Origin of the sequence: Heyndrickxia coagulans 36D1 (assembly GCF_000169195.2) — a bacterium.
Classification (GTDB): Bacteria; Bacillota; Bacilli; order Bacillales; family Bacillaceae_C; genus Weizmannia; species Weizmannia faecalis.
The window spans coordinates 2,973,757-2,997,836 of the sequence record NC_016023.1 but is presented as its reverse complement, the minus strand read 5'-3'; the positions used below and the strand labels follow the sequence as shown (position 1 = coordinate 2,997,836).

General features: G+C 48.9%; 25 protein-coding genes. 3 read left to right on the top strand and 22 right to left on the bottom strand.

The features are described from left to right. Window positions 1-5: 5 nt before the first annotated feature. The 10 genes from BCOA_RS31485 to gpr form a co-directional block, all read right to left on the bottom strand. Entirely contained in the window at window positions 6-758 is a 753-nt protein-coding gene (locus BCOA_RS31485) for a 16S rRNA (uracil(1498)-N(3))-methyltransferase (protein ID WP_014097973.1), read from the bottom strand. Window positions 759-764: 6 nt separating this feature from the next. Continuing rightward, the gene (gene prmA / locus BCOA_RS31480; RefSeq protein WP_014097972.1) at window positions 765-1,703 is read right to left on the bottom strand and encodes a 50S ribosomal protein L11 methyltransferase; all 939 of its coding nucleotides are present in this window, start codon (window positions 1,701-1,703) and stop codon (window positions 765-767) included. A 22-nt stretch (window positions 1,704-1,725) separates the two neighbouring features. Next, a complete protein-coding gene (dnaJ, locus tag BCOA_RS31475) occupies window positions 1,726-2,862 on the bottom strand; it encodes a molecular chaperone DnaJ (RefSeq protein ID WP_014097971.1) in 1,137 nt (378 codons plus the stop codon). Between the two features lie 131 nt (window positions 2,863-2,993). Next, window positions 2,994-4,820: a molecular chaperone DnaK gene (dnaK, locus tag BCOA_RS31470; RefSeq protein ID WP_014097970.1), complete on the bottom strand. Its 1,827-nt coding sequence runs from the start codon at window positions 4,818-4,820 to the stop codon at window positions 2,994-2,996. Window positions 4,821-4,854: 34 nt separating this feature from the next. Further along, on the bottom strand, window positions 4,855-5,517 hold the full coding sequence (gene grpE / locus BCOA_RS31465) for a nucleotide exchange factor GrpE (RefSeq protein WP_014097969.1): 663 nt from the start codon (window positions 5,515-5,517) through the stop codon (window positions 4,855-4,857). Between the two features lie 110 nt (window positions 5,518-5,627). Further along, window positions 5,628-6,656: a heat-inducible transcriptional repressor HrcA gene (gene hrcA / locus BCOA_RS31460; RefSeq protein WP_014097968.1), complete on the bottom strand. Its 1,029-nt coding sequence runs from the start codon at window positions 6,654-6,656 to the stop codon at window positions 5,628-5,630. A gap of 99 nt (window positions 6,657-6,755) precedes the next feature. Continuing rightward, complete coding sequence (gene hemW, locus BCOA_RS31455) at window positions 6,756-7,889, bottom strand: radical SAM family heme chaperone HemW (protein WP_014097967.1); 1,134 nt, start codon at window positions 7,887-7,889, stop codon at window positions 6,756-6,758. A gap of 92 nt (window positions 7,890-7,981) precedes the next feature. Continuing rightward, window positions 7,982-9,814 carry a translation elongation factor 4 gene (gene lepA / locus BCOA_RS31450; protein WP_035199711.1) on the bottom strand — a complete coding sequence of 611 codons (1,833 nt, stop codon included), beginning with the start codon at window positions 9,812-9,814 and terminating at the stop codon, window positions 7,982-7,984. Window positions 9,815-9,940: 126 nt separating this feature from the next. Beyond that, window positions 9,941-11,143 carry a stage II sporulation protein P gene (locus BCOA_RS31445; protein WP_014097965.1) on the bottom strand — a complete coding sequence of 401 codons (1,203 nt, stop codon included), beginning with the start codon at window positions 11,141-11,143 and terminating at the stop codon, window positions 9,941-9,943. A gap of 105 nt (window positions 11,144-11,248) precedes the next feature. Continuing rightward, the gene (gpr, locus tag BCOA_RS31440; protein ID WP_043052562.1) at window positions 11,249-12,400 is read right to left on the bottom strand and encodes a GPR endopeptidase; all 1,152 of its coding nucleotides are present in this window, start codon (window positions 12,398-12,400) and stop codon (window positions 11,249-11,251) included. Window positions 12,401-12,535: 135 nt separating this feature from the next. Between gpr and rpsT the strand changes: the two genes are divergently transcribed. Beyond that, a complete protein-coding gene (rpsT, locus tag BCOA_RS31435; protein WP_014097963.1) occupies window positions 12,536-12,796 on the top strand; it encodes a 30S ribosomal protein S20 in 261 nt (86 codons plus the stop codon). Between the two features lie 38 nt (window positions 12,797-12,834). On the opposite strand, the gene holA is transcribed toward rpsT, so the two are convergent. Continuing rightward, window positions 12,835-13,860, bottom strand: coding sequence for a DNA polymerase III subunit delta (gene holA / locus BCOA_RS31430; protein WP_014097962.1), 1,026 nt, complete (start codon window positions 13,858-13,860; stop codon window positions 12,835-12,837). A 268-nt stretch (window positions 13,861-14,128) separates the two neighbouring features. On the opposite strand from holA, the gene BCOA_RS34845 reads away from it, so the two are divergent. Then, window positions 14,129-14,263: a YqzM family protein gene (locus BCOA_RS34845; RefSeq protein WP_014097961.1), complete on the top strand. Its 135-nt coding sequence runs from the start codon at window positions 14,129-14,131 to the stop codon at window positions 14,261-14,263. Between the two features lie 54 nt (window positions 14,264-14,317). Here the strand turns inward: BCOA_RS34845 and BCOA_RS31420 are convergent, their stop codons facing one another. Genes BCOA_RS31420 through BCOA_RS31410 form a run of 3 tightly spaced genes read right to left on the bottom strand, consistent with a single transcriptional unit; the run spans window position 14,318 to window position 17,958 of the window. Next, entirely contained in the window at window positions 14,318-16,600 is a 2,283-nt protein-coding gene (locus BCOA_RS31420) for a DNA internalization-related competence protein ComEC/Rec2 (protein ID WP_014097960.1), read from the bottom strand. Between the two features lie 12 nt (window positions 16,601-16,612). Further along, complete coding sequence (locus BCOA_RS31415; RefSeq protein ID WP_014097959.1) at window positions 16,613-17,215, bottom strand: ComE operon protein 2; 603 nt, start codon at window positions 17,213-17,215, stop codon at window positions 16,613-16,615. Between the two features lie 26 nt (window positions 17,216-17,241). After that, the gene (locus BCOA_RS31410) at window positions 17,242-17,958 is read right to left on the bottom strand and encodes a helix-hairpin-helix domain-containing protein (RefSeq protein WP_014097958.1); all 717 of its coding nucleotides are present in this window, start codon (window positions 17,956-17,958) and stop codon (window positions 17,242-17,244) included. Between the two features lie 110 nt (window positions 17,959-18,068). On the opposite strand from BCOA_RS31410, the gene comER reads away from it, so the two are divergent. Further along, window positions 18,069-18,890 carry a late competence protein ComER gene (gene comER / locus BCOA_RS31405; protein ID WP_014097957.1) on the top strand — a complete coding sequence of 274 codons (822 nt, stop codon included), beginning with the start codon at window positions 18,069-18,071 and terminating at the stop codon, window positions 18,888-18,890. A gap of 80 nt (window positions 18,891-18,970) precedes the next feature. Here the strand turns inward: comER and BCOA_RS31400 are convergent, their stop codons facing one another. The 8 genes from BCOA_RS31400 to BCOA_RS31365 are packed head-to-tail and all read right to left on the bottom strand — an operon-like array spanning window position 18,971 to window position 23,993. Beyond that, window positions 18,971-19,717 (bottom strand): class I SAM-dependent DNA methyltransferase, encoded by a 747-nt coding sequence (locus BCOA_RS31400; protein ID WP_014097956.1) that lies wholly within the window; start codon window positions 19,715-19,717, stop codon window positions 18,971-18,973. Beyond that, window positions 19,714-20,067: a ribosome silencing factor gene (gene rsfS, locus BCOA_RS31395; RefSeq protein ID WP_014097955.1), complete on the bottom strand. Its 354-nt coding sequence runs from the start codon at window positions 20,065-20,067 to the stop codon at window positions 19,714-19,716. The genes BCOA_RS31400 and rsfS overlap by 4 nt, the downstream gene beginning before the upstream one ends. Beyond that, entirely contained in the window at window positions 20,068-20,637 is a 570-nt protein-coding gene (yqeK, locus tag BCOA_RS31390; RefSeq protein ID WP_014097954.1) for a bis(5'-nucleosyl)-tetraphosphatase (symmetrical) YqeK, read from the bottom strand. It abuts the gene before it with no gap. Beyond that, window positions 20,627-21,196, bottom strand: a complete 570-nt coding sequence (locus tag BCOA_RS31385; RefSeq protein ID WP_014097953.1) for a nicotinate-nucleotide adenylyltransferase — start codon at window positions 21,194-21,196, stop codon at window positions 20,627-20,629. The genes yqeK and BCOA_RS31385 overlap by 11 nt, the downstream gene beginning before the upstream one ends. Before the next feature lie 11 nt (window positions 21,197-21,207). After that, window positions 21,208-21,498, bottom strand: a complete 291-nt coding sequence (yhbY, locus tag BCOA_RS31380) for a ribosome assembly RNA-binding protein YhbY (RefSeq protein ID WP_014097952.1) — start codon at window positions 21,496-21,498, stop codon at window positions 21,208-21,210. Further along, window positions 21,492-22,334 (bottom strand): shikimate dehydrogenase, encoded by an 843-nt coding sequence (aroE, locus tag BCOA_RS31375; protein WP_014097951.1) that lies wholly within the window; start codon window positions 22,332-22,334, stop codon window positions 21,492-21,494. The genes yhbY and aroE overlap by 7 nt, the downstream gene beginning before the upstream one ends. 31 nt (window positions 22,335-22,365) lie before the next feature. After that, the gene (gene yqeH, locus BCOA_RS31370; protein ID WP_014097950.1) at window positions 22,366-23,472 is read right to left on the bottom strand and encodes a ribosome biogenesis GTPase YqeH; all 1,107 of its coding nucleotides are present in this window, start codon (window positions 23,470-23,472) and stop codon (window positions 22,366-22,368) included. A 2-nt stretch (window positions 23,473-23,474) separates the two neighbouring features. Further along, window positions 23,475-23,993, bottom strand: coding sequence for a YqeG family HAD IIIA-type phosphatase (locus tag BCOA_RS31365; RefSeq protein WP_014097949.1), 519 nt, complete (start codon window positions 23,991-23,993; stop codon window positions 23,475-23,477). Between the last annotated feature and the right edge of the window lie 87 nt (window positions 23,994-24,080).

Here is a 24,080-nt window from a genome sequence, read left to right as displayed (position 1 = left end):
CCTCTTCACCTCATTAATTCAAAATGGTAACTTATGGCAGAAAGTACATATAAAGGCGCCGTCTCCGCCCGCAAAATACGCGGACCTAAGCCGCAGGATACAAATCCGGCTGCTTCAAGCCTGCGGATTTCATCAAGGGACAGGCCCCCTTCCGGCCCGAAAACGGCCAGTACATTGCCGCCTTCCGACATGTTTGACAACAATTCCGCAAACCGGTGCTGTTCCCCTTCTTTTGCATTTTCTTCAAAAGCAACCAGCTTATATTGATATGTATGGCTTTCTTCGATCAGCTGCTGGAAAGAAACAGGGGGGCTGATTTCGGGCAAGTGGCTGCGGTGCGACTGTTCCGCGGCTTCCTGGGCAATCTTTTGCCAGCGTTCGCGTTTTTTTGCTTCTTTCTTTGTGTCCCATTTTACAACGGATCTTTCTGCAAGGAAAGGCAAAAATTGAAAGGCGCCGAGCTCTGTTCCCTTTTGGATGATCCATTCCAGTTTATCCGCTTTCGGGAGTCCGCATGATACCGTCACATGGACCGGAAGCTCTTTTACAGCGGTTTCCCATCCGGTAATCCGGGCCACAACGGCATCACCTGTAATCTCCCCGATTTCACAAATGCACACCTTTTCATCTGAAAATACACCATAGAAGCGGCTTCCGACGGACATTCTCATGACGCGCGCGATATGATGGTAATTTTCGCCACTCAGGCGGATTTCCTGCTCACCGCGATACGGCCGATCCAAAAAATAACGCTGCATGGCCAATCACCCGCGCTTTGCGATGAGCGCAACCCAGTCTTCCATGACCATCGTTTCTTCAATGATGAAGCCGGCAGAAGTGAGTGCGTCCACGACAAGGTCCTTTTTTTGCCGGATAATTCCGGAAGCAATAAAATGGCCGCCCGGTTTGACATGTCCGAATGCGTCTTCAGCAAAACGGGCGATCACTTCAGCAAGAATATTGGCCACCATCACATCGGCTTGTTCGTTTACGCCCTTCAACAGATCATTTTGTTTGACGGTTACCCGGTTTTGGACTTTATTGAGTTTCACATTGAGCGTAGCCGCCCGAACCGCCACCTCGTCCAGATCAAGTGCAAGCACCCGCTCTGCTCCAAGCATGGCGCTGGCAATGCTTAACACGCCGGAACCGGTGCCGACATCCATCACCGAGTCGCCCGGTTTTACCGTTCGTTCCAATGCCTGAATGCACATGACCGTGGTCGGATGGGTGCCGGTGCCGAACGCCATGCCGGGGTCCAGTTCAATGATCAGCTCATCGCTTGATACCGGCTCATAATTTTCCCACGTCGGCACAATCGTAAATTTTTCGGATATTTTCACGGGATTGTAGTATTTTTTCCATGCCGTTGCCCATTCTTCTTCATGCACTTCGCTGATCGTCACCTTGTTCGGGCCGATATCAATATCAAAAGTGGTCAGATTGGTAATCGCCTGTTTAATTTCCTCGACAGTTTCACCTAAAAAGCTGTTCACAGGCAGATAGGCTTTAATGATGACCCCTTCTTCCGGAAAATCGTCCGGATCCAGTTCATAAATTTCACCGTACTGGTCGTCGTGCTCTTTCAGCAGCTCATCCGAGTCCTCGATCACAATCCCGCCGGCGCCCGCTTCATATAAAATATTCGAAATCGGCTCCACCGCTTCATTCGTGGTGTGAATCATAATTTCCGACCATTTCATGAACGCCTCACTCCATTCCTGTTTAGTCCCCTTTAAATGCCCGTTTCATTTTGTCAAAAAAATTGCTGCTTTGTTCATCCGGGACCTCTCCGCTCACTTCGGCGAATTCACGCAATAGTTGTTTTTGCCGTTCGGTGAGCTTCGTCGGGGTGACAATTCTCGTGATGACATGCTGGTCGCCGGTGCCGTGCCCATGGACGTTTGGCACGCCTTTCCCGCGCAGCCTGAATTTCGTGCCGGATTGTGTGCCGGCCGGAATTTTTAATTTAACTTTCCCGTGCAACGTCGGCACTTCGATTTCGTCGCCTAAAGCAGCCTGGGTAAAAGCAATCGGGATTTCGCAGTAGATGTCATCGCCGTCCCGTTCGAACAGTTCATGCGGCCGGACATGGAAAATAATGTACAGGTCGCCGGCCGGTCCGCCGTTTATGCCCGGTTCACCCTGGCCTGCAACGCGGAGCTGCTGCCCGTCATCGATGCCGGCCGGAATTTTGACATGAATTTTGCGGCGCTTTTTCACTCTTCCGGTACCACCGCAAGTTTTGCATTTGTCTGTAATGATCTTGCCTGTACCGCCGCAGTAATGGCATACCCTGCGGTTTACAATCCGACCGAATGGTGTCGATTGCTCGGTATTGAGCTGGCCGGTTCCGTGACAGTGCGGGCATTCTTTCGGATGCGTTCCCGGTTTTGCCCCGGTTCCGTGGCAGGTGTCACAAGTTTCCTCGCGCGGAATCCGGATGTCCGTCTCTTTCCCGAACACCGCTTCCTCAAATTCAAGCGTCATCGTATATTGCAAATCAGCCCCCTGCCTTGGCGCATTCGGGTCATTTCTTCTGCCACCGCCAAAGAAAGTGCTGAAAATATCTTCAAAACCGAAACTGTCAAAATCCGAGCTGCTGAATCCGCCAAAACCGTTTCCGCCCCCGAAGCCCTGGTTCGGCCCTGCATGCCCAAACTGGTCATATTGAGCGCGTTTCTGGTCATCGCTCAACACTTCGTACGCTTCCTGGATTTCCTTGAATTTTTCTGCAGCATCAGGCGCTTTGTTAATATCCGGGTGGTATTTTTTGGAAAGCTTGCGGTACGCTTTTTTTATCTCGTCTTTCGATGCATCTTTCGCGACGCCCAACACTTCATAGTAATCCCGTTTACTCATTTCTTCTCACTCCCGAAACGTTCACATAAAGGTAATTGTAGCATTCGCATAAGAAAAAAGTCAAAGCCGAGAATAGACCAGACTTTGACTTTTTTTCTGACTCATTGAAAAATGGCCATATTGTTTTATCGTTATTTTTTATTATCATCGACTTCTTCAAAATCAGCGTCGACAACATTGTCATCTTTTTTTCCGTCTCCCCCGGCATCCGTGTTTTGCTGCTGTTGTGCCGCCTGCTGATACAGCTTGACGGACAAGTCTTGGACGATTTCCTGCAGCGCATCTTTTTTCTGCCTGATTTCATTGAGATCGTTCTTCTCAATGGCCGCTTTTAATTCGTCTTTTGCTTTTTCGGCTTTGGAAATTTCAGATGCGTCCACTTTTCCTTCCAGTTCTTTCAATGTTTTTTCAGCAGTGAATACAAGCTGGTCGGCTTCATTGCGGAGTTCCGCTTCTTCTTTGCGCTTCTTGTCTTTTTCTGCGTTCGCTTCCGCTTCTTTTACCATCCGTTCGATTTCTTCATCGGACAAAGTGGTGGACGATTTGATCGTAATCTTTTGCTGTTTGCCAGTGCCAAGGTCTTTTGCGCTGACATTGACAATCCCGTTTTTATCAATATCAAACGTAACTTCGATTTGCGGAATGCCGCGCGGTGCCGGCGGAATATCGGTCAATTGGAAACGGCCGAGCGTTTTGTTGTCGGCAGCCATCGGGCGTTCGCCCTGCAGAACATGAATGTCAACGGCTGTCTGGTTATCCGCTGCAGTTGAAAAGATTTGCGATTTTGAAGTCGGGATCGTTGTGTTGCGCTCAATCAATTTCGTGAACACGCCGCCCATTGTTTCAATTCCGAGCGACAGCGGCGTAACGTCGAGAAGCACGACGTCTTTCACATCCCCGGTCAATACGCCGCCCTGGATTGCGGCACCCATCGCCACGACTTCATCCGGGTTGACACCTTTATGCGGTTCTTTCCCGATTTCTTTGCGGATCGCTTCCTGAACGGCCGGAATCCGGGTCGAGCCACCGACTAAGATGACTTTATCGATGTCATTCGCCGTGAGCCCTGCATCCTGCAACGCCTGGCGTGTCGGGCCCATTGTCCGTTCAACAAGGTCTGCCGTCAGTTCGTCGAATTTCGCACGGGTTAACGTCATTTCCAGGTGGAGCGGGCCTGATTCCCCTGCTGTAATAAACGGCAGGGAGATTTGGGTGGAAGTGACCCCTGACAAATCTTTTTTCGCTTTTTCAGCCGCATCTTTTAAACGCTGGAGCGCCATTTTGTCTTTCGACAGGTCGATGCCGTGTTCTTTCTTAAATTCACTGACAAGGTAATCGATGATCGCCTGGTCGAAGTCGTCGCCGCCGAGATGGTTGTCACCGGCTGTCGCGTGCACTTCAAAGACGCCGTCGCCGAGTTCAAGGATGGAAACATCAAATGTACCACCGCCAAGGTCAAATACAAGGATGGTCTGGTCTTCATCCGTTTTATCAAGGCCGTATGCCAGCGCTGCGGCAGTCGGTTCGTTGATAATCCGTTCGACTTCAAGCCCGGCAATTTTCCCGGCGTCTTTCGTTGCTTGGCGCTGGGCATCATTGAAATAAGCAGGGACCGTAATGACCGCTTTTTCGACTTTTTCGCCCAGATAATCTTCCGCATACGATTTCAAGTATTGCAGAATCATGGCGGAAATTTCCTGTGGCGTATATTCTTTTCCTTCCGCCGTGACTTTGTGTGTCGTGCCCATATGGCGTTTGATCGAGATAATCGTATTCGGATTTGTGATCGCCTGGCGTTTGGCGACTTCCCCTACCTGGCGTTCCCCGTTTTTAAAAGCGACAACAGACGGTGTTGTCCTGCCTCCTTCCGGGTTCGGAATGACTTTCGGTTCGCCGCCTTCCAAAACTGCGACACATGAGTTCGTCGTACCTAAGTCAATGCCGATAATTTTGCTCATGATAATGCCTCCCTTAAAAATTATGTAAAGCGCGTTACTCGTTCACTTTCACCATGGACGGGCGGATCACCCTGTCTTTTAAAATGTACCCTTTTTGGAATTCCTCGATCACAACATTGGACGCAGTGCCTTCTTCCTGCCCCTGCATGATCGCCTGGTGATAGTGCGGGTCGAATTCTTTCCCGAGTGCTTCAATCGGTTCTGCGCCTTCTTTTTTCAGCGCCTCCAAAATGCTGCGGTAGACCATTTCCATCCCGTCCAGCAACTGGGCCGTATGTTCATTTTTTTCAGCCATGGACAGCGCGCGTTCAAAATTGTCAAGCGCCGGCAGCAGGTTCACAATCAGATCCTGTGCCCTGTATTTCTCGGCTGCTTCGCGGTCCAGATTTACGCGGCGCCTGTAATTGTCAAAATCTGCGCGCAGGCGGAGATAACGGTTTTCAGCCTGATCGAGCTCATTCCGCAATTTCTCAATCTCCTCTTTTGCTTTATTCAGTTCTTCAGCGGCATTTTCGGTTTCAGGCTTCTCCGCCTTTTCCGCTCCATTACCTTCGCCCTCTGGCGGCGCCTGCTGATTTTCCGTATCTTTTTCTTCCGCAAAAACGGATTCAATTTGTCCTTCTTTCACTTCATCCGAAGCCCGTTTTTGTTCGTCTTTCACTTCTTCTGAAGCACGTTTGTTTTGTTCGTCTGCCATGAGCGTTCACCCCCTTTAAAATGAGACGGGCATAAAAAAGTCCAGTAAGAAAGGACTTAAAGCATGTGCTTTTGCGCTTTAAGCCTCCCTACCCAATATGCCCGTATTGCCTATCCGTCATACAGTTTCGTCAAGGCGTTGGTCATATCATTACTCAAGAAATCCACTATGCTGATGACGCGTGAATATTCCATGCGCGTAGGGCCCAAAATTGCAATTTTGCCGACCGGCTGGTTACCGATCGAATAGGTGGCTGTAATCATGCTGCAATCTGCCATCTCGGAAATCTGGTTTTCTTTCCCGATTTTTACGTGAATGCCGCTCGGCACGCGTTTGACCAGGTCATAAAAACTGTCTTCCCGTTCTATCATATCAAGAAGGGGACGGACTTTCTCAAGGTCATGGAACTCCGGCTGGTTCAAAATATTGGCTTTCCCGCCGACAAAAATTTTATCATGCCGGTTTTCGTTGAACATGCTGATTACGGTCTTCAGGATCGATTCATAGTTTTCAGTATGGCTGCGCAAAATGTCAGCGACTTCTTTATATATTTTATCCCTTAAATCCGGAATCGGCACATTGGCCAGCCGCTCGTTAAAAATATTGACCATTTTTTCAAGTTCGCCCGGGCGGAATCCTTCCGGCAGCGAAATCGTCTTGTTCTCCACGCGGCCGGTATCGGTAATCATAATGGCAACCGCCGTTTTTTCATTCAGCGGGACGATCTGCATATTTTTCAGTTTCGTATCTTTGACTTCCGGGCCAAGCAGAATCGCCGTGTAGTTCGTCATTTCGGAAAGGATTTGGGCAGACTTTTTCACAAGCTCTTCCATTTCGTCTATTTTTTCGGCAAAAATCGAATGAAGCTGCGATATGTCTGCCGGTCCCAGTTTTTGTGGCGACAGAAGATGATCGACGTAATAACGGTACCCTTTTTCAGAAGGTACCCTGCCGGATGACGTATGTGTTTTTTCAATAAACCCAAGTTCCTCAAGATCTGCCATTTCATTCCGGATCGTAGCGGAACTGAAGGAAATGCCGTTTTTCTTGGAAAGCGTCCTGGAACCTACCGGCTGGGCGGAACGAATAAAGTCATCAATGATCACTTGCAAAATCAACAGCTGACGATCAGTTAACAACTTCCATCACCCCTGTTAGCACTCCGTATAAACGAGTGCTAATTTATATAAATAAATTAACAAAATCCCCTGTTGTTGTCAATATATTTACATCAAGCGTCAACTGAGGAGAAAAGCTTCAAAGACTTCATTGCCGAGAAAACGCCCTTCCCTTGTCAGCCGGAGAGAACCGCCCTTTTCTTCAAGAAGCCCGCGTTCTGTCATTTCTTTGATCGCGCCTGCAAAAACTTCTTTCATATCCACTCCAAATTTTTCACGGAAATGGCGGAAACGGACGCCTTCGTTTTTTCTGAGCCCGAGAAACATTTCTTCTTCCATTTTTTCTTTTTTTGTCTCTGTATGTGTTTCCATAACAGGGAGGCACCCGTCCCGGAGCATGCCGATATATTTTTTCAATGCGCCGTAATTGGACAGGCGGACACCTTTTTCATACCCATGGGCGCCGGCGCCGAAACCGAAATATTCTTCATTATTCCAATAGACGAGATTGTGGCGGCTTTCATAGCCGGGTGTGGCAAAATTGCTGATCTCATACTGCTTTAGGCCGTGCTTTTCCATCTCGTCCATTAACATGCTGTACATATCCGCTTCCGCATCTTGTGACGGCAGGCGGAGTTTTCCTTTCCGCAGCAGATTGTAAAAAATCGTCTTCGGCTCAATGATCAGCGAATAACTTGAATAATGCGGCAGCCCCATCGACAAGGCTTCGTCAAGCGTTTCGCGGAAATCTTCAAGCGTCTGCCCGGGAAGCGCGAACATCAAATCCATGCTGATATTGGAAAAACCGATCTTTCTCGCATGGCTGATCGTCCGGTAGACATCTTCCCGGCGGTGGGTCCGTCCGATTTTCTCAAGCAGCCGGTCATTGAACGACTGGACGCCGAAACTCAGCCGGTTGACACCGTAGTCATGCAGAAGGCGTAGCTTCTCTTCTGACGTTTCCCCGGGATTGGCTTCAAATGTAAACTCCCCGTCCCCGTCATAAGGCAGGATCGTGCGGATTGCGGCAAGCAGTTTTTCAAGCTGCCGCTCATTCAGCGCGGTCGGCGTGCCACCTCCGACAAAGACCGTGCTCAGCTTTTCACAAGGGGCTTCAGCCGTTTTGATCCGCATTTCTTCCAGCAGCATCTCAATGTATTCATCCACCGGCTGGCCTTTTAACAAAAATTTATTGAAATCGCAGTAATAACAAATATGTTCACAAAATGGAACATGAATATATGCGGCTTTCATTGCATCACAACCTTATTTGTTTTCATCACGGGCATGCCCCGGGGAAAAGGAGCGCGCGGACAGCCGCCAATCCGCTCCCTACCCGCCCCCGGTTATTTTTTCGGGGTCTCGTCCATTTTCAGCACAGCCATAAACGCTTCCTGCGGGATTTCAACAGAACCGACCTGCTTCATCCTTTTCTTACCTTCTTTTTGCTTTTCAAGCAGTTTCCGTTTCCGGGAAATGTCCCCGCCGTAACATTTTGAAAGCACGTTTTTGCGCAATGCTTTAATATTGGAACGCGCAATAATTTTCTGGCCGACTGCCGCCTGTACTGGCACTTCAAACTGCTGACGCGGGATGAGTTCTTTTAATCTTTCGACAATCGTCTTGCCGCGCTCGTACGCAAAGTCGCGGTGGACGATGAAACTGAGGGCGTCCACTTTTTCCCCATTCAGTAAAATATCCATTTTTACGAGATTGGACTGTTTGTAGCCGATCAATTCGTAATCAAAGGAAGCATACCCTTTTGTACTCGATTTCAGCTGGTCAAAAAAGTCGTATACAATCTCAGAGAGCGGGATTTCATAAATGACATTGACACGGATATCATCGAGGTACTGCATATCGATAAAATTGCCGCGTTTTGCCTGGGCAATTTCCATCACTGCGCCGACATAATCGTTCGGAACCATAATGGACGCGCGCACGTACGGCTCTTCGATATATTCGATTTTCTGCGGTTCCGGCAAATTCGCCGGATTATCAACCGTCACTTCACTGCCGTCCGTCAGTTTAGTTTTATAAATGACGCTTGGCGCGGTCGTAATCAGATCAATGTTGAATTCGCGTTCAAGCCGTTCTTGGATGATTTCCATATGCAGGAGCCCGAGAAAACCGCAACGGAAACCAAAACCGAGCGCCTGCGATGTTTCCGGCTCATATTGCAGCGACGAATCATTTAACTCCAGCTTTTCAAGGGCATCCCGCAAATCATTGAATTTCGCGCTGTCTACCGGGTACAGGCCGCAGTAAACCATCGGATTCATCCGCCGGTAACCGGGAAGCGCCTCTTTTGCAGGATTTTCAGCGCTTGTAATCGTATCGCCGACGCGCGTGTCTTTTACATTTTTAATCGATGCCGTTAAAAATCCGACATCGCCGACAGTTAATTCGTCTATGTACAACGGTTTCGGGGTGCTTACGCCAAGCGCTGTCACTTCAAATTCCTTGCCGGTTGACATCAGTTTAATCTTATCCCCGACTCTGACAGAGCCCTCCATTACACGGATATAGGCAATCACGCCGCGGTACGAATCATACAGCGAGTCAAAAATAAGCGCCTTCAGCGGGGCATCCGGATCCCCCTCAGGCGCCGGTACTTTTTCGACAACCTGTTCAAGAATATCTTCAATCCCGATCCCGGCTTTAGCGGAAGCAAGAACGGCTTCCGATGCATCAAGGCCGATCACATCCTCTATTTCCTGCTGGACGCGTTCCGGATCGGCGGAAGGCAGGTCAATTTTATTGATGACCGGGATAATTTCAAGATTGTTATCCAATGCAAGATAAACATTTGCAAGCGTTTGCGCCTCGACCCCTTGCGCGGCATCGACAACGAGCACCGCTCCTTCACAGGCGGCAAGGCTGCGTGACACTTCGTATGTAAAGTCTACATGTCCCGGGGTATCAATCAAATGGAAAATGTATTCTTCCCCGTCATTTGCTTTATAGTTCAGCCGGACGGCATTTAATTTGATCGTAATTCCGCGTTCCCGTTCCAGTTCCATCGAATCGAGGAGCTGGTCCTTCATTTCGCGCTCGCTCAGCGCATGGGTCTTTTCCAGAATGCGGTCGGCCAAAGTCGATTTGCCATGGTCGATATGGGCAATAATGGAAAAGTTGCGGATCCTCCTCTGCCTGTCTAATTTTTCTTCACGGTTCATCATTTACCTTCACTCCTGTATTCGGCACATGTACACTATTTCTGATTATATCAGCAGGAAAGCGCGACTTCAACGAAAAATGATCAGCCGCGCCTCGCCAAAAAAAAGAACCGCCTGTTCAGACGGCTAACGGTTTCCTGATTGTCCGCTCCCGGCGCCGTTTACACTGTCCGCCTGCCAGTAATACCCAGCGAACACATCGGCAAAAACATCCATCGTCCGGTACATTTCTTCAAAAGTATTATCCACGCCGCCGACTTCAATGAGAAAAGCATTTCCCGATAAATCCTGGTTGAATTTTCCGTTGGTTGACGCCCCTTTCTTCAAAATGACACCCCTTGACAGGTTTTTATACTTCTTTTTGATCAAGTTATGCAAATCCTCAGCCAGCTTTGCATTCTTTTCCCAGTTCGGGTTTTCCCCGCCGATCACAAAAGCAATTTTTGCATACGATTTTCCATTGATGGTAACGGTCGTATCTTTTTTTCTTCTCGAATCGCGGTGGATGTCAATAAAATATTGAAGGTCGCGGTCGTTTTTCATCGCCGATTCGACGACGGTGCGCGATCCTTGGTAAGACTGGTAATACTGCATATGGTTTTTCTCAAGTAGCTTCAACACATCAGTCGTATTCGCCTCTGCGCCAATTCCCTTGTCCTCGAGATCCTGCGCGAGCCTCGCCCCGACTTTTGTTACGTTGATCTTCGAATGCTGGGCAAGGTCGGGATTCGTGACGCCTTTTAAATACGGCAGATAGGATTCATGTGTATGGGTAAAATAAATCAACACCCGTTTCTTGCCGCCCGTTGTCCGCCCGGGCCGCTGTTTTGCATCGTCCGATCCGCCATTTTCCTCGATTTTTTCCGTATTTTGTGTGGCCGGATCTTTCGATTGCAAGGCGCTGTCAGGCGGGACGGATTCAATCGGCATATTCGTATAGTCAGCGCCGTCTCCGGCAACAAGGATTTTGCTGTCAAAGATTTCAAATCCCGGCAGTTCACGCCCGAGAAAGCTGCGCGGGTCTTCAAAGCGGATGTTGGTGAGCATTTCAAACACGAGATTTCCGACCGGCCGCTCGTCCGTATCCGGAAAATGGTGTACAAGCAGCTGGCTGTCCGACAGCAGGTACTTGTACAATGTTTTGCTTGAAAGATGCTTTGCGGCTTCATTGACAGCCGAAGAGGAAACCCGGTATCCCGGCTTCAACGACGTCAATGTGCCAATTAAGATGACAACAAGCACGAGGGACAGGATGATTATAGAGATTAGGCGTATCACACTGGTCAGATTCAATATAAAAAAATGGCTGGAATGCCTGCCGCTTTTCATCGTCCCACCCTTTCCAATCGATTCTATTACATTCTATGAATCTCATGGAAGAATAGAACACCGAAAAGCGGGGGCGCCCTCGGGCTATGGCGGAGCGCCTGCAACTTACCTCGTCTTAAAACCGGTATTTTCCTGGTTCACATGGGGGTGGAGCGCCGCATTTAGCCCGCTCGCCAGAAGATTTGCCATATCTTCCATAAAAATGTCCACTTCTTTTGGCGTCACCATTAAGTTATGGCCGAGCGGCGCGAGCACTTCGTGAATCAGTTTCCGCTTTTCCTGTTCATCCAGATTGCCGACAATTCCCATAAACATTTTCCGTGCTTCACTTCCCGGCAGATCTTCTTCCGTTAGCCTCCGCTTTTCCCCGAACGAAAGCCCTGCCGGTGCAAGCGCCCGTGAAGGCCGGCCTGATTCTTTCATTTCTTTGCCAAAATGTTTTAAAAGAAAATCGATCGCGTCGCTCGTAATCGTCACGGCGTCCACCACTGTCGGAACGCCGATCGCAATTACCGGCACACCGAGCGTTTCTTTCGACAATTCTTTCCGCTTGTTGCCGACACCGGATCCCGGTTGAATGCCTGTATCCGAGATCTGGATCGTGGCATTCACCCTTTCCAGCGAACGGGATGCGAGTGCATCGACGACAATAATAAAATCCGGTTTCGATTTTTCACTGACGCCGAATATAATATCGCTCGTTTCGATTCCGGTCAGCCCCATAACCCCCGGGGCAAGCGCACTCACCGGCCTGTAGCGCGATTCAACATTTTCCGGCTCGATTTTAAACAGATGGCGGGTGACGAGCACTTTTTCGCAAACAAGCGGGCCGAGCGCATCAGGCGTCACATTCCAGTTGCCGAGCCCGACAACAAGGCAGCTCGCCTCCGGACCAATATTTAAATGTTTCAAATATTGATTAAACTCAAGTGCAAACAATTCTTCCACCTTTTGCTGGATGTCCATATCCCCGCTGCGGATGCCCTGCATTTCAATCGTCAAATAATTCCCGGCCTTTTTTCCGATGACTTTTTCCCCTTTTTTGGAAATTTGAACCGTCGTCACCTTTATATCGTTTACGGTCCGTTCTTCCACCGTTACGCCTTCCAGTTCTTCGCTTTCCCGGTTCTTCACTTTCTCTTCCACTGCAAGATCACGCGCTTCAATCGCTAAATCTGTGCGGACGGAATAAACACTGAGATCCATTTGTTCTTCTTCCTCCTTTTGGCCGTTTCCTTTATCCTTGTTTTTCCCCATTCCAGCCAGACCATTCGTTTTGTGCAAATTCCGGCTGTATGTATTGCAATCTTGTCTTCCATTTGTTACAATATCATTTGTTCTAAAGTGAAAGTGGACGAGCCAAACTAAGTTTGCTCGTAGGAGGTGAAACGGGTGCCAAACATTAAATCTGCGATTAAACGCGTAAAAGTGAACGAAAAAAACTATGCTCAAAATACAGCGGCAAAATCCGCCATGCGCACGGCAGTGAAAAAGTTTGAAGCGGCGGTTGAAAACAACGACGAAAACGCAAAAGCACTTTTAGTCGATGCGGTGAAACGCCTTGATAAAGCTGCATCTAAAGGCCTTATCCATAAAAATGCGGCAAGCCGCCAAAAATCACGCCTGATGAAAAAATTATCCGAACTGGCGTAACGCACCAAAATAAAAAAGACGCGCAATCCGCGTCTTTTTTATTTTGCCTTCATTTCATGCAGTTGAAACAAAAACATTTCAATGATCATTTCTTTTTTCAGCCCGCCCGATTTCATCTGGTAGTCGCTATCGGCAAGCAGCGCCATGATCCGGTTCAGTTCATCCGCGGAAAAAAGCCCCGCCTGCCCCGCCGCCAGTTTTACTCTGTATGGATGCACTTTTAAATAAGACGCGATTTGCTGCTGGCCATAGCCGCGCCTTGCCAACTCTTTCGTCTGGTAGATGAGCCGGAACTGGCCGGCAAGGAGCGCCAATATTTTAATCGGCTCTTCATTGAGCTTTAAAAGGTCATAATAGATCCGGAGCGCCTCATCAATGCGGCGGTGAACCACTTTTTCGACAAGTTCAAATACATTTTGCTCAAGCGACCGTGCCGTCAGCAATTCCACCATTCCATCTGTAATTTCATTACCGCTTCCGGCATACAGGGCCAGCTTGTTTATTTCATGATCGAGCGCAATCATATTGGTTCCGGCAAGCGAAATCAAGTGTTCCGCAGCCTTCCTGTCAATCCGGCAGCCTTCTTCAGCGGCGCGGGAAACAAGCCACCCTTCAAGCTCCCTTTCATTTAATTTTTTTGCCTGGAAAGTTGCGGCCTGCTTTTTGATCAATTTCACCAGTTTTTTCCGTTCATCCAGTTTTTCATAAGGCGCAACCAGCACAAAAACCGTGTAAGGGGCGGGAGATTTCACGTATGCTTCCAGCTTGTCCAGCTGGTGTTCCACTTTCTGTTTTTGCTTTTCAGCAGTCAAAAAAAACGGATGGTGCGCAATCACGAGCCGTCTCTCCCCCATAAAAGGGAATGTCTCCGCATCTTCGACCGCTGTCTCGACCGGCACTTCCTCCAGGTCATACGAAGCATAATTAAAATCTGCCTCTTCCGGAGTGAGCGCATGATCCAGCAACTTTTGTTTCGTTTTTTGAATGAAATAATCTTCTGCGCCGTACAATAAATAAAGCGGGGAAAATTGCCCGCGTTCAATCTTTTTCCATAATTCATCCATTCTGTTCCGCTCCCAAACCTTTCTTACTCCCTATGTTAAGAGAACGGGCGCATGGTTGCAAGTAGAAAACAAATGGAAAAGGGGATCCGTAAAATCCCCTTTATCTATATAAACGTTAACGGAACAGTCCCGGGAAGCTTTTCCGTTAACGGTGGACCCGTACCCTTATTGTCACACGCAGCCGGATATCTATGAATGACAACTCCATCCAAAACGGTGGAAATCGTTCTGAAATTATTATATAATCAAAAAACAGGGAGGGATTTGGATGAATGAATTCGAGCAGGATGTCCAGTCAAAAACGAACGATGTTGCCGATGCCGGAGCAGGTTTTCTGATCTCTTTTTTGTTTTTTGCGCTGATATTTATCATTGCCACCGCAGCAGACATCATTGGCAGATAGCCCCGCTCCGGGCAGTGCCGAAGCCATTCCGGACGGTTCCTTAATTAATGTATATTATGGGAGGACGGTAGAAAAGGTTCCCTTTTCTTTGAAAAAGCGGTATTGCACCGCCCCGTCCTCATCCGTCCGGAATATGAATACCCCGTTTTCGCTGAGCCGTTTGACCACTTCCGGAGATGGATGCCCGAAACGGTTATGCTTTCCGACAGAAATGACGGCGATCCGCGGATGATACTTTTGGATGAGCGTTTCGCTTGTCGAAGTTTTGCTGCCGTGATGCCCGGCTTTTAGTACGTCAATGTGGATATCCGGATAAGCCGCCACGAGTTTTTCTTCTCCTTCCTGCTCAAGGTCTCCGGTAAACAGCCACGTCTTTCCCCCTGTTTTCGCATAAAGGACAAGCGAGTCATTATTCCCCTCATACGTTTCGTCAAACGGCGAAAGATATTGAAATACGCCCGATTTGTTTTGCCATCCGTTCCCACTTTTCATTTCATATACCGGGATTTTTTTCTGTCGGGCACAAGCGAGCACCTTCTGCATCAGCGGTTTTTCCCATGAATGGGGCGAGATATCGATTTCTTTGACGCGGAGAGACGTGATCACCGCCGTTGCGCCGCCAATATGGTCCTCGTCGCTGTGCGTTAAAATCAGCTTATCAATCGTTGTAATCCCCTGGCTTTTTAGAAATGGCACCACAATATCTTTGCCGGTTTCAAACGGATGCTCCCTTTTTTTCCATGCCGGTTCCGGAAACTGGACGGTCCCTCCTGTGTCAATCAAATACGTCCCCCTTGAAAGCGGCAGCCGGATTAAAATACTATCCCCCTGCCCGACGTCAATAAAGGTGATTTTACCGAAAAGCGGATATCTGTTTGCCGCAAGGAGGAGCAAAAGCACAGAAAAAAGTGGCAGGACAGCCCGGATCGTTTTCTTGCCGTTTTCCATCGCCACCAAACCATAAAATCCCGCACCTGTCATCAGGATCAATCCCCAGTATGGCGGCCTCCCGGTAACGAGCGTGGACCAGCGGCCGTCGAACGCTTCCCCCGTTTTTTCCGACAGCGTTACAAGCCCGTCAAAACACGTGGCAAAGATGGAAAACAGCGGCGGCGCCCATTCTGAAACAAAGGCAAGCGCAGCAAGCGGGAGCAAAACATACGTATAAAGCGGCACATAAAAAAGATTGGCAACAAGCCCCGCAATAGAAAACGCGTAAAATGAATAAGAAAGGATGGGGAGGGCCGCAAGCTGGGAAATGAACGAGATTGCGAGCCCTTTTTGCAACGGGCCCCGGAACCGCTCTAAAAGAGGCCCTGAAAGAAGCAGTGCGGCGCAAACGGCAAAAGAGAGCTGGAATCCGATATTATACACGATATTTGCATTTTTTAACCCATACAAAATGAAACAGATGGACAAAGCATCGAGCGGCCCGATTGGCAGTTTTTTTTGCCCAGCCAGCACAAGCAGCATCGTCATCGCCGCCGACCGGACAACTGGCGGGTTCATGCCGCATAATACCGCATAAACCGGCATCACCCCCAGTAAACAAACGGCGGCACGTTCCCTTGTCATCCCGAGCCGGATGAACAAATAGTAGCAAAACCCGGCAACGAGCTGCACGTGAAGCCCGGAAATGGCAAGCAGATGGACGACGCCAAGCCGCTGGTACAGCTGGTAAACATCGTCATCAAAGTCTGTTTGCTCGCCAAATAAAAGCGCTTCTGCATACGGTACGGATTTTTCCGGAAATGTTTTTTGAATTTGAAGCAGGAAGTGGTGGCGGATTTTTTTCAAGAAACCGAGCAGATGCTGTGGCGGGCTGTTGCACGCGGAAAGCCGGTCCGCTTTTAAAATCCAGCGGATATGCTGATGAGCCAAATAGGTGCGGTAGTTAAATGTAGACGGGTTGCGGTTTGGCTCAGGGGCTTCCAGTTCCCCTTGAGCCATGCAAACCGTTCCGGGGGATAAGGTTTGTTTCAAAGATTCCAGTTCTGCTTCGTTCCCAGCGTAATACGTTAACATAAACGTTTCTTTCCCGGTTTCCGCCTTTCCCTTGATCGCGTTCCCGTCGATACGCGGATAATCGCTGAAGCGGACGGGCATCCGGGCACTGCCGGCATGAAACTTTGTATCATACGCAACTGTCTGAAAGGTACCGCTCAAAAACCCCAACCCGTAAAAAACAGCGGACAAAAGGAGCAAAGGCCGGTTTCGGGCCAGGAAAATCCGGATCCAAACCAAATGGGCCGAAAGAACCAGAAGCAGCGGCGCGTGAAGGCCAATCAGGATGCCGCTTAACGTGGCGAGCGCGGCGAACAGCCAGTTGCCTTTCACACCATCACCGTGTTACGCTTTCGGAACGGATCCCGTTTCCGTTTCTTGATAAGTGCCTGCAAATAATGCCGCCGCCATTTGCTGCAATTCCTCCAGTTCTGCCGCTTCCGCCCCGTGGTCCTTTGCAATCATGAATAATTTCTCCACCAGTTTGGCTTTTTCTTTCGCCCGGATATCGAGCGTTTCCGGATGGAACGGGACATGTTCGACATGCACCCCCGCTTTTTCAAAAAGCTCCTTTGCATACGGATGTACCCGGTAATCTTGGGCATAGTACACGTTTTGAATCCCTGCCTGAATAATTGCTTTCGTACAGTGCAGGCACGGGTAATGAGTCACATAAAGATCCGCGCCGTTTGTTGCCACCCCGAACTTTGCACATTGCAAAATCGCATTCATCTCCGCGTGGATGGTCCGCACGCAATGTCCATCAATCACGTAGCAGCCTTTGTCAATGCAGTGTTCGTCCCCCGCGATCGATCCGTTGTAGCCGCCTGCGATAATTCTTTTATCCCTGACGATCGTCGCCCCAACCGCAAGCCTTGAACAAGTGCTCCGCCAGGATAATAAATGGCTTTGCGCCAAAAAATACTGGTTCCAGGAAATCCGGTCCATTTTTCTCTTCCTTTCTGCTCATGTGATTACTGTAAAGTGATGGAATTTTCGATTTTCGCAAAAGTCTGGTCCCCAATCCCCGACACATTTTTCAAATCTTCCGGTTTTTGAAAAGGGCCGTTTTTCTCCCGGTATTCGATAATGGCCGCAGCTTTTGACGGCCCGATGCCCGGAAGCGTTTCAAGCTGGGTCTGGTCGGCCGTATTGATATTGACCTGTGCGGCCGCTTCACCGCTTGCCGCCGTCCCGGAAGAAGAGGAAGCGGGCGCAGAAATTCCGGCAGCCGCCGTGGCAGTTTGGGCAGAAGCCGCTTTTTCGCCTTTTTTCGGCACCTCAATCACCATTTCATCTTTTACTTTCTGCGCGAGATTGACCTGATTCCGGTCGGCGTTTTCATTAAAGCCCCCTGCTTCCTGAATGAGGTCATAGACCCGGTCATCTGCTTCTGCTTTGTAGATGCCGGGATGCTTCACCGCGCCTTTTACATCCACGTAAACTTCGGCAGCGTTCTGCGTTTGGGCCGGGGCTTGCGTTTGTGCGGTATTTTGGGTCCCGTTTTGATTTTGCACATCTGTCCCGCCCTCCGCAGGCTGTCCGGACTGCACGGCCGTTTCGGGTTGCTGGTAAGCCCCGGAAGCAGTGTCCATACCTCCATTTTGGCTAAAATAGTAAAAGATTGCAATCGTAATGGCTGCGACAGCCGCAGCAGCATGCCAGCGGTATTTGAGAAACAACGTTTTCAAAGACGTTCACCTCTTTTTTTCTTTTTGTTTTTGGATACATAATCGCCTGAATTTGCGCATATATTGTACCGGGCGCTGAAAGATCGGCGGCTTGAGGAGGGGAAGCCAGCATGAACATTGGCGTGATCGGAACGGGAAATATGGGTAGCATGTTAATTGAAGCTTTGATAGAAACAAAAGCCGTTACGCCTGCACAATTCCGGATCACAAATCGCACACCTGAAAAAGCCGCAAAACTTGCAAACAAGTATCCCGGGATGCAGGTTAAAAATATAGAAAATACTATTTTGGAGAGCGACTTAATTTTGCTGTGTGTAAAACCGCTTGAGATTCACGGCATTCTAGAGAAGGCTGGGGGCGCCTTCCGGAATGATCAGTGCCTTGTCAGCATTACAAGCCCGGTTACAGTCGGGCAGCTCGCCACAATGGTTCCCTGCTCGTGCGCAAGAGCCATCCCGAGCATTACAAACAGGGCAGCTGCCGGTGCGGTGTTGCTGACATTTGGCAGCCAGTGCACAAGCGAGTGGCAGGGAAAATTAAAAACCCTGTTCTCCAACATCTCCACCCCGGTTGAAGTTGACCAGCAAATCACGAGAGTGGCATCGGATTTGGTCAGCTGCGGTCCTGCTTTTTTCAGTTTTTTGGCACAAAAAATGATAGAAGGAGCCGTCAACAAAACAAAGATTGACAGCGACACCGCTTGCATATTAACGGCTGAGATGTTGATCGGCCTGGGGGAACTGCTGAAGCAGCAAATTTATACGCTACCTGCCCTGCAGGAAAAAGTGACGGTAAAAGGCGGTATCACCGGCGAAGGATTAAAGGTGCTTGAAAAAGGGACGGATGGCTTATTCGAAAAACTGTTTGAAGCGACGCATGAGAAATTTAAGGAGGATACGGACGCGGTGGCCGGGCAATTCGGCACACCATGATATTTCGACATCTTTCTGTTTATTCCTGCTTCTTTTTTAAATTTTTTTCAAAAAAAGCATTCTGCGTAGGCAGAATGCTTTTATCGTTTGATGCACGTAAAAAATATCCTTTCACTTTTTGGGCCGGGCGCTTCTTCTGTAAAATCAGCAGCGGGCGGCATAACATGGAAGCCCGATTCCGTAAGCCAGTTTTCATAATCAGCAACCGGAAACGTCCGCTGTTTATGTAATTCATCAAAACGTTCATACAAGCCGGATTTCTCATCATATACGAAAAAACTGAGATCATGTTCAACGGCATGCGGGCGCTCACCCGGAAAGCAGTTCCAGATATAGGAAACCTCATCCCCGTTATCGGCAAAAGTGTGATGAGGGAATAACACATCTGTTTTATAAACGGAATGCACGTCAAACAAAAACATTCCCCCGGCCTTCAGGGCTGCATGCACATGCCGGAACGTTTCTTTGACCTCTGTTTCCGTTTCCAAATAGTTCAGAGAATCACAAAAAATCGTGACCATATCAAAATCATGCAGGCCGCAAAGCGCGCGCATATCCTGCTGCAGGAAAGTGAGGTGTGCCCCTTCAGCCAGTGCTTTTCCGCTCGCGACTGTAAGCATGTCTTCCGATAAATCAACGCCCGTTACTTCAAAACCTTCCCGTGCAAGCAGCAGTGACAGTTCACCGGTACCGCAGGCAAGATCGAGCATGCGCCTTCCTTTGACACCATGCCGCTCCCTTTGCTGCTTCACCCACTGCAGCCATTGCGGATAGGGGGCATCTTCCATCAACGCATCGTATACATAGGCGAAATTTTCGTAGCTCATTGCAAGACGCTCTCCGCACTAACAGTCGGCGCGTCCCCCCAAAGCCTTTCCAAATTATAGTAATTCCGTTCATCACGGTTAAAAATATGGGCGACAATATCCCCAAGGTCAATCAGCACCCATTTTCCCTCTTCAAACCCTTCCATGCGCCTGACCGCAGTTCCTGCTTCTTCCGCTTTTTCTTTCACTTCACGGGCGATCGCCTGAATTTGTTTATCGGAGTTCCCATTACAGATCAGGAAATAATCCGCAATTAATGAAATCCCGCGCATATCGAGGACGACGATGTCTTCCGCACGTTTATCATCGCAAGCTTTTACGACTGTTTTTAATAACGTCTGATTGTCCATTTACTCCCCTTCTTTCTTCATCACTAAATCATTGTATAACGCAATCGTATCCGGAAAAACGGGCTGATTCCGGCCAATTAAAAATGTAATGGTATGCCCGGCTGCATACAACACCGCTTCATCGAGATCCTTGCCCGCAAGCCGCCTTGCTTCTTCGACACCCGGAAAATTCCGGCCGGGTTCAATATAATCAGCCAAATATACAATTTTTTCAAGCAACGCCATTCCAGCCCTGCCTGATGTATGGTATTTGATGGCATCGAGCACTTCCCGGTCCGTGACGCCGGCTTCTTTTTCCACCAAATAAGCGCCAACAGGGGCATGCCATAATTCATGATGAAAAGAAAGCAGCCGTTCGTCCATTTTCTGGTCGAGGATGATTTGTTTCATTTCCTCTTTCGGGCGGAATTTTGCATAATCATGAAAAATCGCCGCAAGTTCGGCTTTTTTCTGATCAGCATGATATTTTTTCGCCAGCCGGACGGCGCTTTCAGCAACACCGAGCGTATGGATGTAACGGCGCTCCGTCAGCTGGGCTTTGACAAGTTCCAATGCTTTCTCACGTTCCATATAAATGATGCTCCTTTATATATTCCCACACTGCATCCGGAATTAAATATTTTACCGACCGATTTTTTTGCAGACGTTCACGGATCAGTGACGAGGAAATATGAATTTCCGGAATTTCAACAAATTGGACAGGATACTTGGTCTGGTGCGAATATGACGGCCGGTTGACGCCGACAAAGCGGACGAGCCGGACGAGTTGATCGATATTCCGCCATTTCGGCAAATATTCGATCATATCCGCACCAATGATAAAATAAAAGTCCGTATCAGGTTCCCGCTTTTTAAGCAGCACCATGGTTTCATATGTGTAGGAGCGGCCGGGCCTCTCCATCTCTATCCCCTCAATCGAAAATGCCGGCTGCCCCGAAATGGCAAGCATGAGCATTTTGATCCGGTCATGGCCAGTGATGCCAGCCGTTTTTTCTTTATGGGGTGGGTCCTGGTTTGGCATAAAACGGACTTCGTCAAGTTTCAGATCCTGCAAAATTTCGTTCGCGATAATCAAATGACCGATATGCGGAGGGTCGAACGTCCCCCCTAAAATACCCACTCTTTTCATGCCGCCCACCCTTAAGGCAAAACAATCTCTTTATGGTTTTTTGATTCTTTATAAAGGACAATCGTATTGCCGATGATTTGCACGAGTTCCGCACGCGCCCCTTCTGCAAGCGCTGCGGCAACAGTATCTTTATCTTCTTCGCAGTTTTGCAGGACGCTGATTTTGATCAGTTCCCGCGCTTCAAGCGCCTCCTGCACCTGTTTGACCATATTTTCATTGACCCCGCCTTTTCCGACCTGAAAAATCGGGCTCAAATGGTGGGCTTTTGCCCGCAAAAACCGTTTTTGTTTACCTGTTAACATGAGTTTCCTCCTAAAATGCTTTCAACGACGTTTTTCATTTTCCTGGTATCCGGCTTTACGCCGGTCCATTTTTCAAACGCAATAGCCCCCTGGTAAATAAACATGCCGAGGCCGTTTTGCACCCGGGCGCCGCGTTTTTTTGCTTCTTTTAAAAATTTCGTTTCAAACGGATTGTATATAATATCAGATACAAACGCATCTGGATTTAAATTGCGGACGGAAAGCGGCTGTGCGTCTGTATTTGGATGCATGCCGATCGATGTCGTCTGCACAATCAGCGTATATTCTCCCAGCTGTTCTTCCGCTTCTTTAAGCGTAAGCACCTTTGACGGGCACGGAAAAGGGCTTTCGTCCCGCATTTCTTCCGCTTTTTTTACCGTGCGGTTGCACAGATCAACGGTGACTGCCCCTTCCCGGCATAGCGTATAATAAATCGCTCTTGCCGCACCGCCCGCGCCGATGACAAGCACTTTTTCCCCGGAAATCACCCGGCCGCTTTCTTCTTTCAGCGCCTGCATAAACCCCGGGCCGTCTGTATTATACCCGGCCCATCCGTGTGGGGTGCGGACAACGGTATTCACCGCACCGATCGTTTCCGCAAGCAAGTCAATCTCATCCAAATAGGGCATGATCGCCTGCTTATGCGGAATGGTCACATTAAATCCGGCCACGCCGATTGCTTTCATGCCGTTTACGGCGGCTTCCAGATTTTCCGGTGTGACATGGAAAGCATGATAGTCTGCATCAATCCCAAGTGCCCGGAATGCTTCATTGTGCATCGCAGGCGACAGCGAATGGGCAATCGGGTCACCGATCACCCCATATAAATCGCGCACATTCCTCACTCCCCGTTAAAACAGAACCTTTTTAGATCAACGACTGGCGCAGCATGACCTGAACGCCCTTTGGCACATAGGCCGCGACAACGGCACCCGGTTCGTTGACCGTCACCCAGCCAAGCCCGGAAAAGACAATATCCGTCTTTCCTTCTTTAATGGAAAATTCATGGCGGACAAGCGCCGGGAAATCCGCGGCTTCCGCTTTTCCCGGCGGCTGGAGCAGTTCCCCGAGCTGGCGCGCATACAAATCATCCGCATTTTCAAGTTTTGTACGGTGAATCTTTAAAGCATTTGAAACATAGCAGACAAATGAACGTCTGCCGCCTTTTATATAATCAAGCCGCGCAAGACCGCCGAAAAACAGCGTCTGCTGCTCGTTCAGCTGAAATACGGTCGGCTTGATTTCTTTTTTCGGCGTAATCACCTTTAATTCGTTTTTCCCGACAAAATGCGCCATCTGGTGGTGGTTGATGATCCCCGGCGTGTCATAAAGAGATGTCCCGTCATCAAGCGGGATACCGATCATATCCAGCGTCGTCCCCGGAAAATAGGATGTAGTGATGACCTCTTTTTCCCCTGTTGCCTGCCGTATAATGCGATTGATAAAAGTGGATTTCCCAACATTCGTGCAGCCGGCAACATACACATCTTTCCCGTTCCGGTACTGTTCGATGGCAGCCATCGCTTCATCCATGCCGTGCCCCTTTGCTGCGCTCACAAGCAACACATCGACCGGACGGAGCCCGAGTTCTTTCGCCTGCTGCTTCATCCAGTTGGCCATTTTCGCTCTTTTCACCGATTTTGGCAGGAGATCCTCTTTATTGCCGATTAAAAGAACCGGGTTTTTGCCCGCGAAACGGTGGAATCCCGGCAGCCAGGACCCGTTGAAATCAAAAATATCGACAATTTTTACAACGAGCGCATCCACTTGCCCAAGCCGGTTTAAAATTTTTAAAAAATCATCGTCTGTAAGCGGCACGTCCTGCACTTCATTGTAATGTTTCAATCTGAAACAGCGCTGGCAAATGACCTGCTCTTTTTCCAGCGCAGATTTTGGCGCGTAACCTGCCTCATCCGGATCTTCCGTCTGGATGAGTGCCCCGCAGCCGATACAATGGACAGCTTGTTTTTCCAAATTCAATCCTCCCAAGTCAAATAACCTTTTTTCCTGAACCAGCCCATAATCCGGCGTTCAATCATCCGGTTGAGTTTCGTCGCAAAGCCGTCTGATTGCGCAACCGGGACGACGAGAATCGTATAAAAACCGCTTCTGTTACCGCCGAGCACATCGGTCAAAAGCTGGTCGCCGATCACGACGGTTTCTTCCTTTTTCACGTTCATGATGGCAAGCGCCTTACGAAACGCTTTGCCAAGCGGTTTTCTCGCTCTGAAAAGAAACGGGATGCCAAGCGGGTCCGCGAATGTTTTGACCCGCATTTCATTATTATTGGAAACAATCGTGATTTTGATATGATGTTCCTGCATATCTTGGAACCATTGGACCAGTTTTGGCGGCGCAATCGGCCTGTCCCATTCGACCAATGTATTGTCCAAATCGGTGATGATAGCTTTAATGCCATGCTTTTTTAATTCTTCCGGCCTGATTGACAACACCGATTTCACTTGTCGGTCCGGCAAAAAATTTTTCAAGATCAATCCGTGACACTCCATTCATTTTACCGTTCTGTCCACAAGATGCAAGCTTATCCGCCCGTTTATGCGTATATTGTCCCGAATATGCTT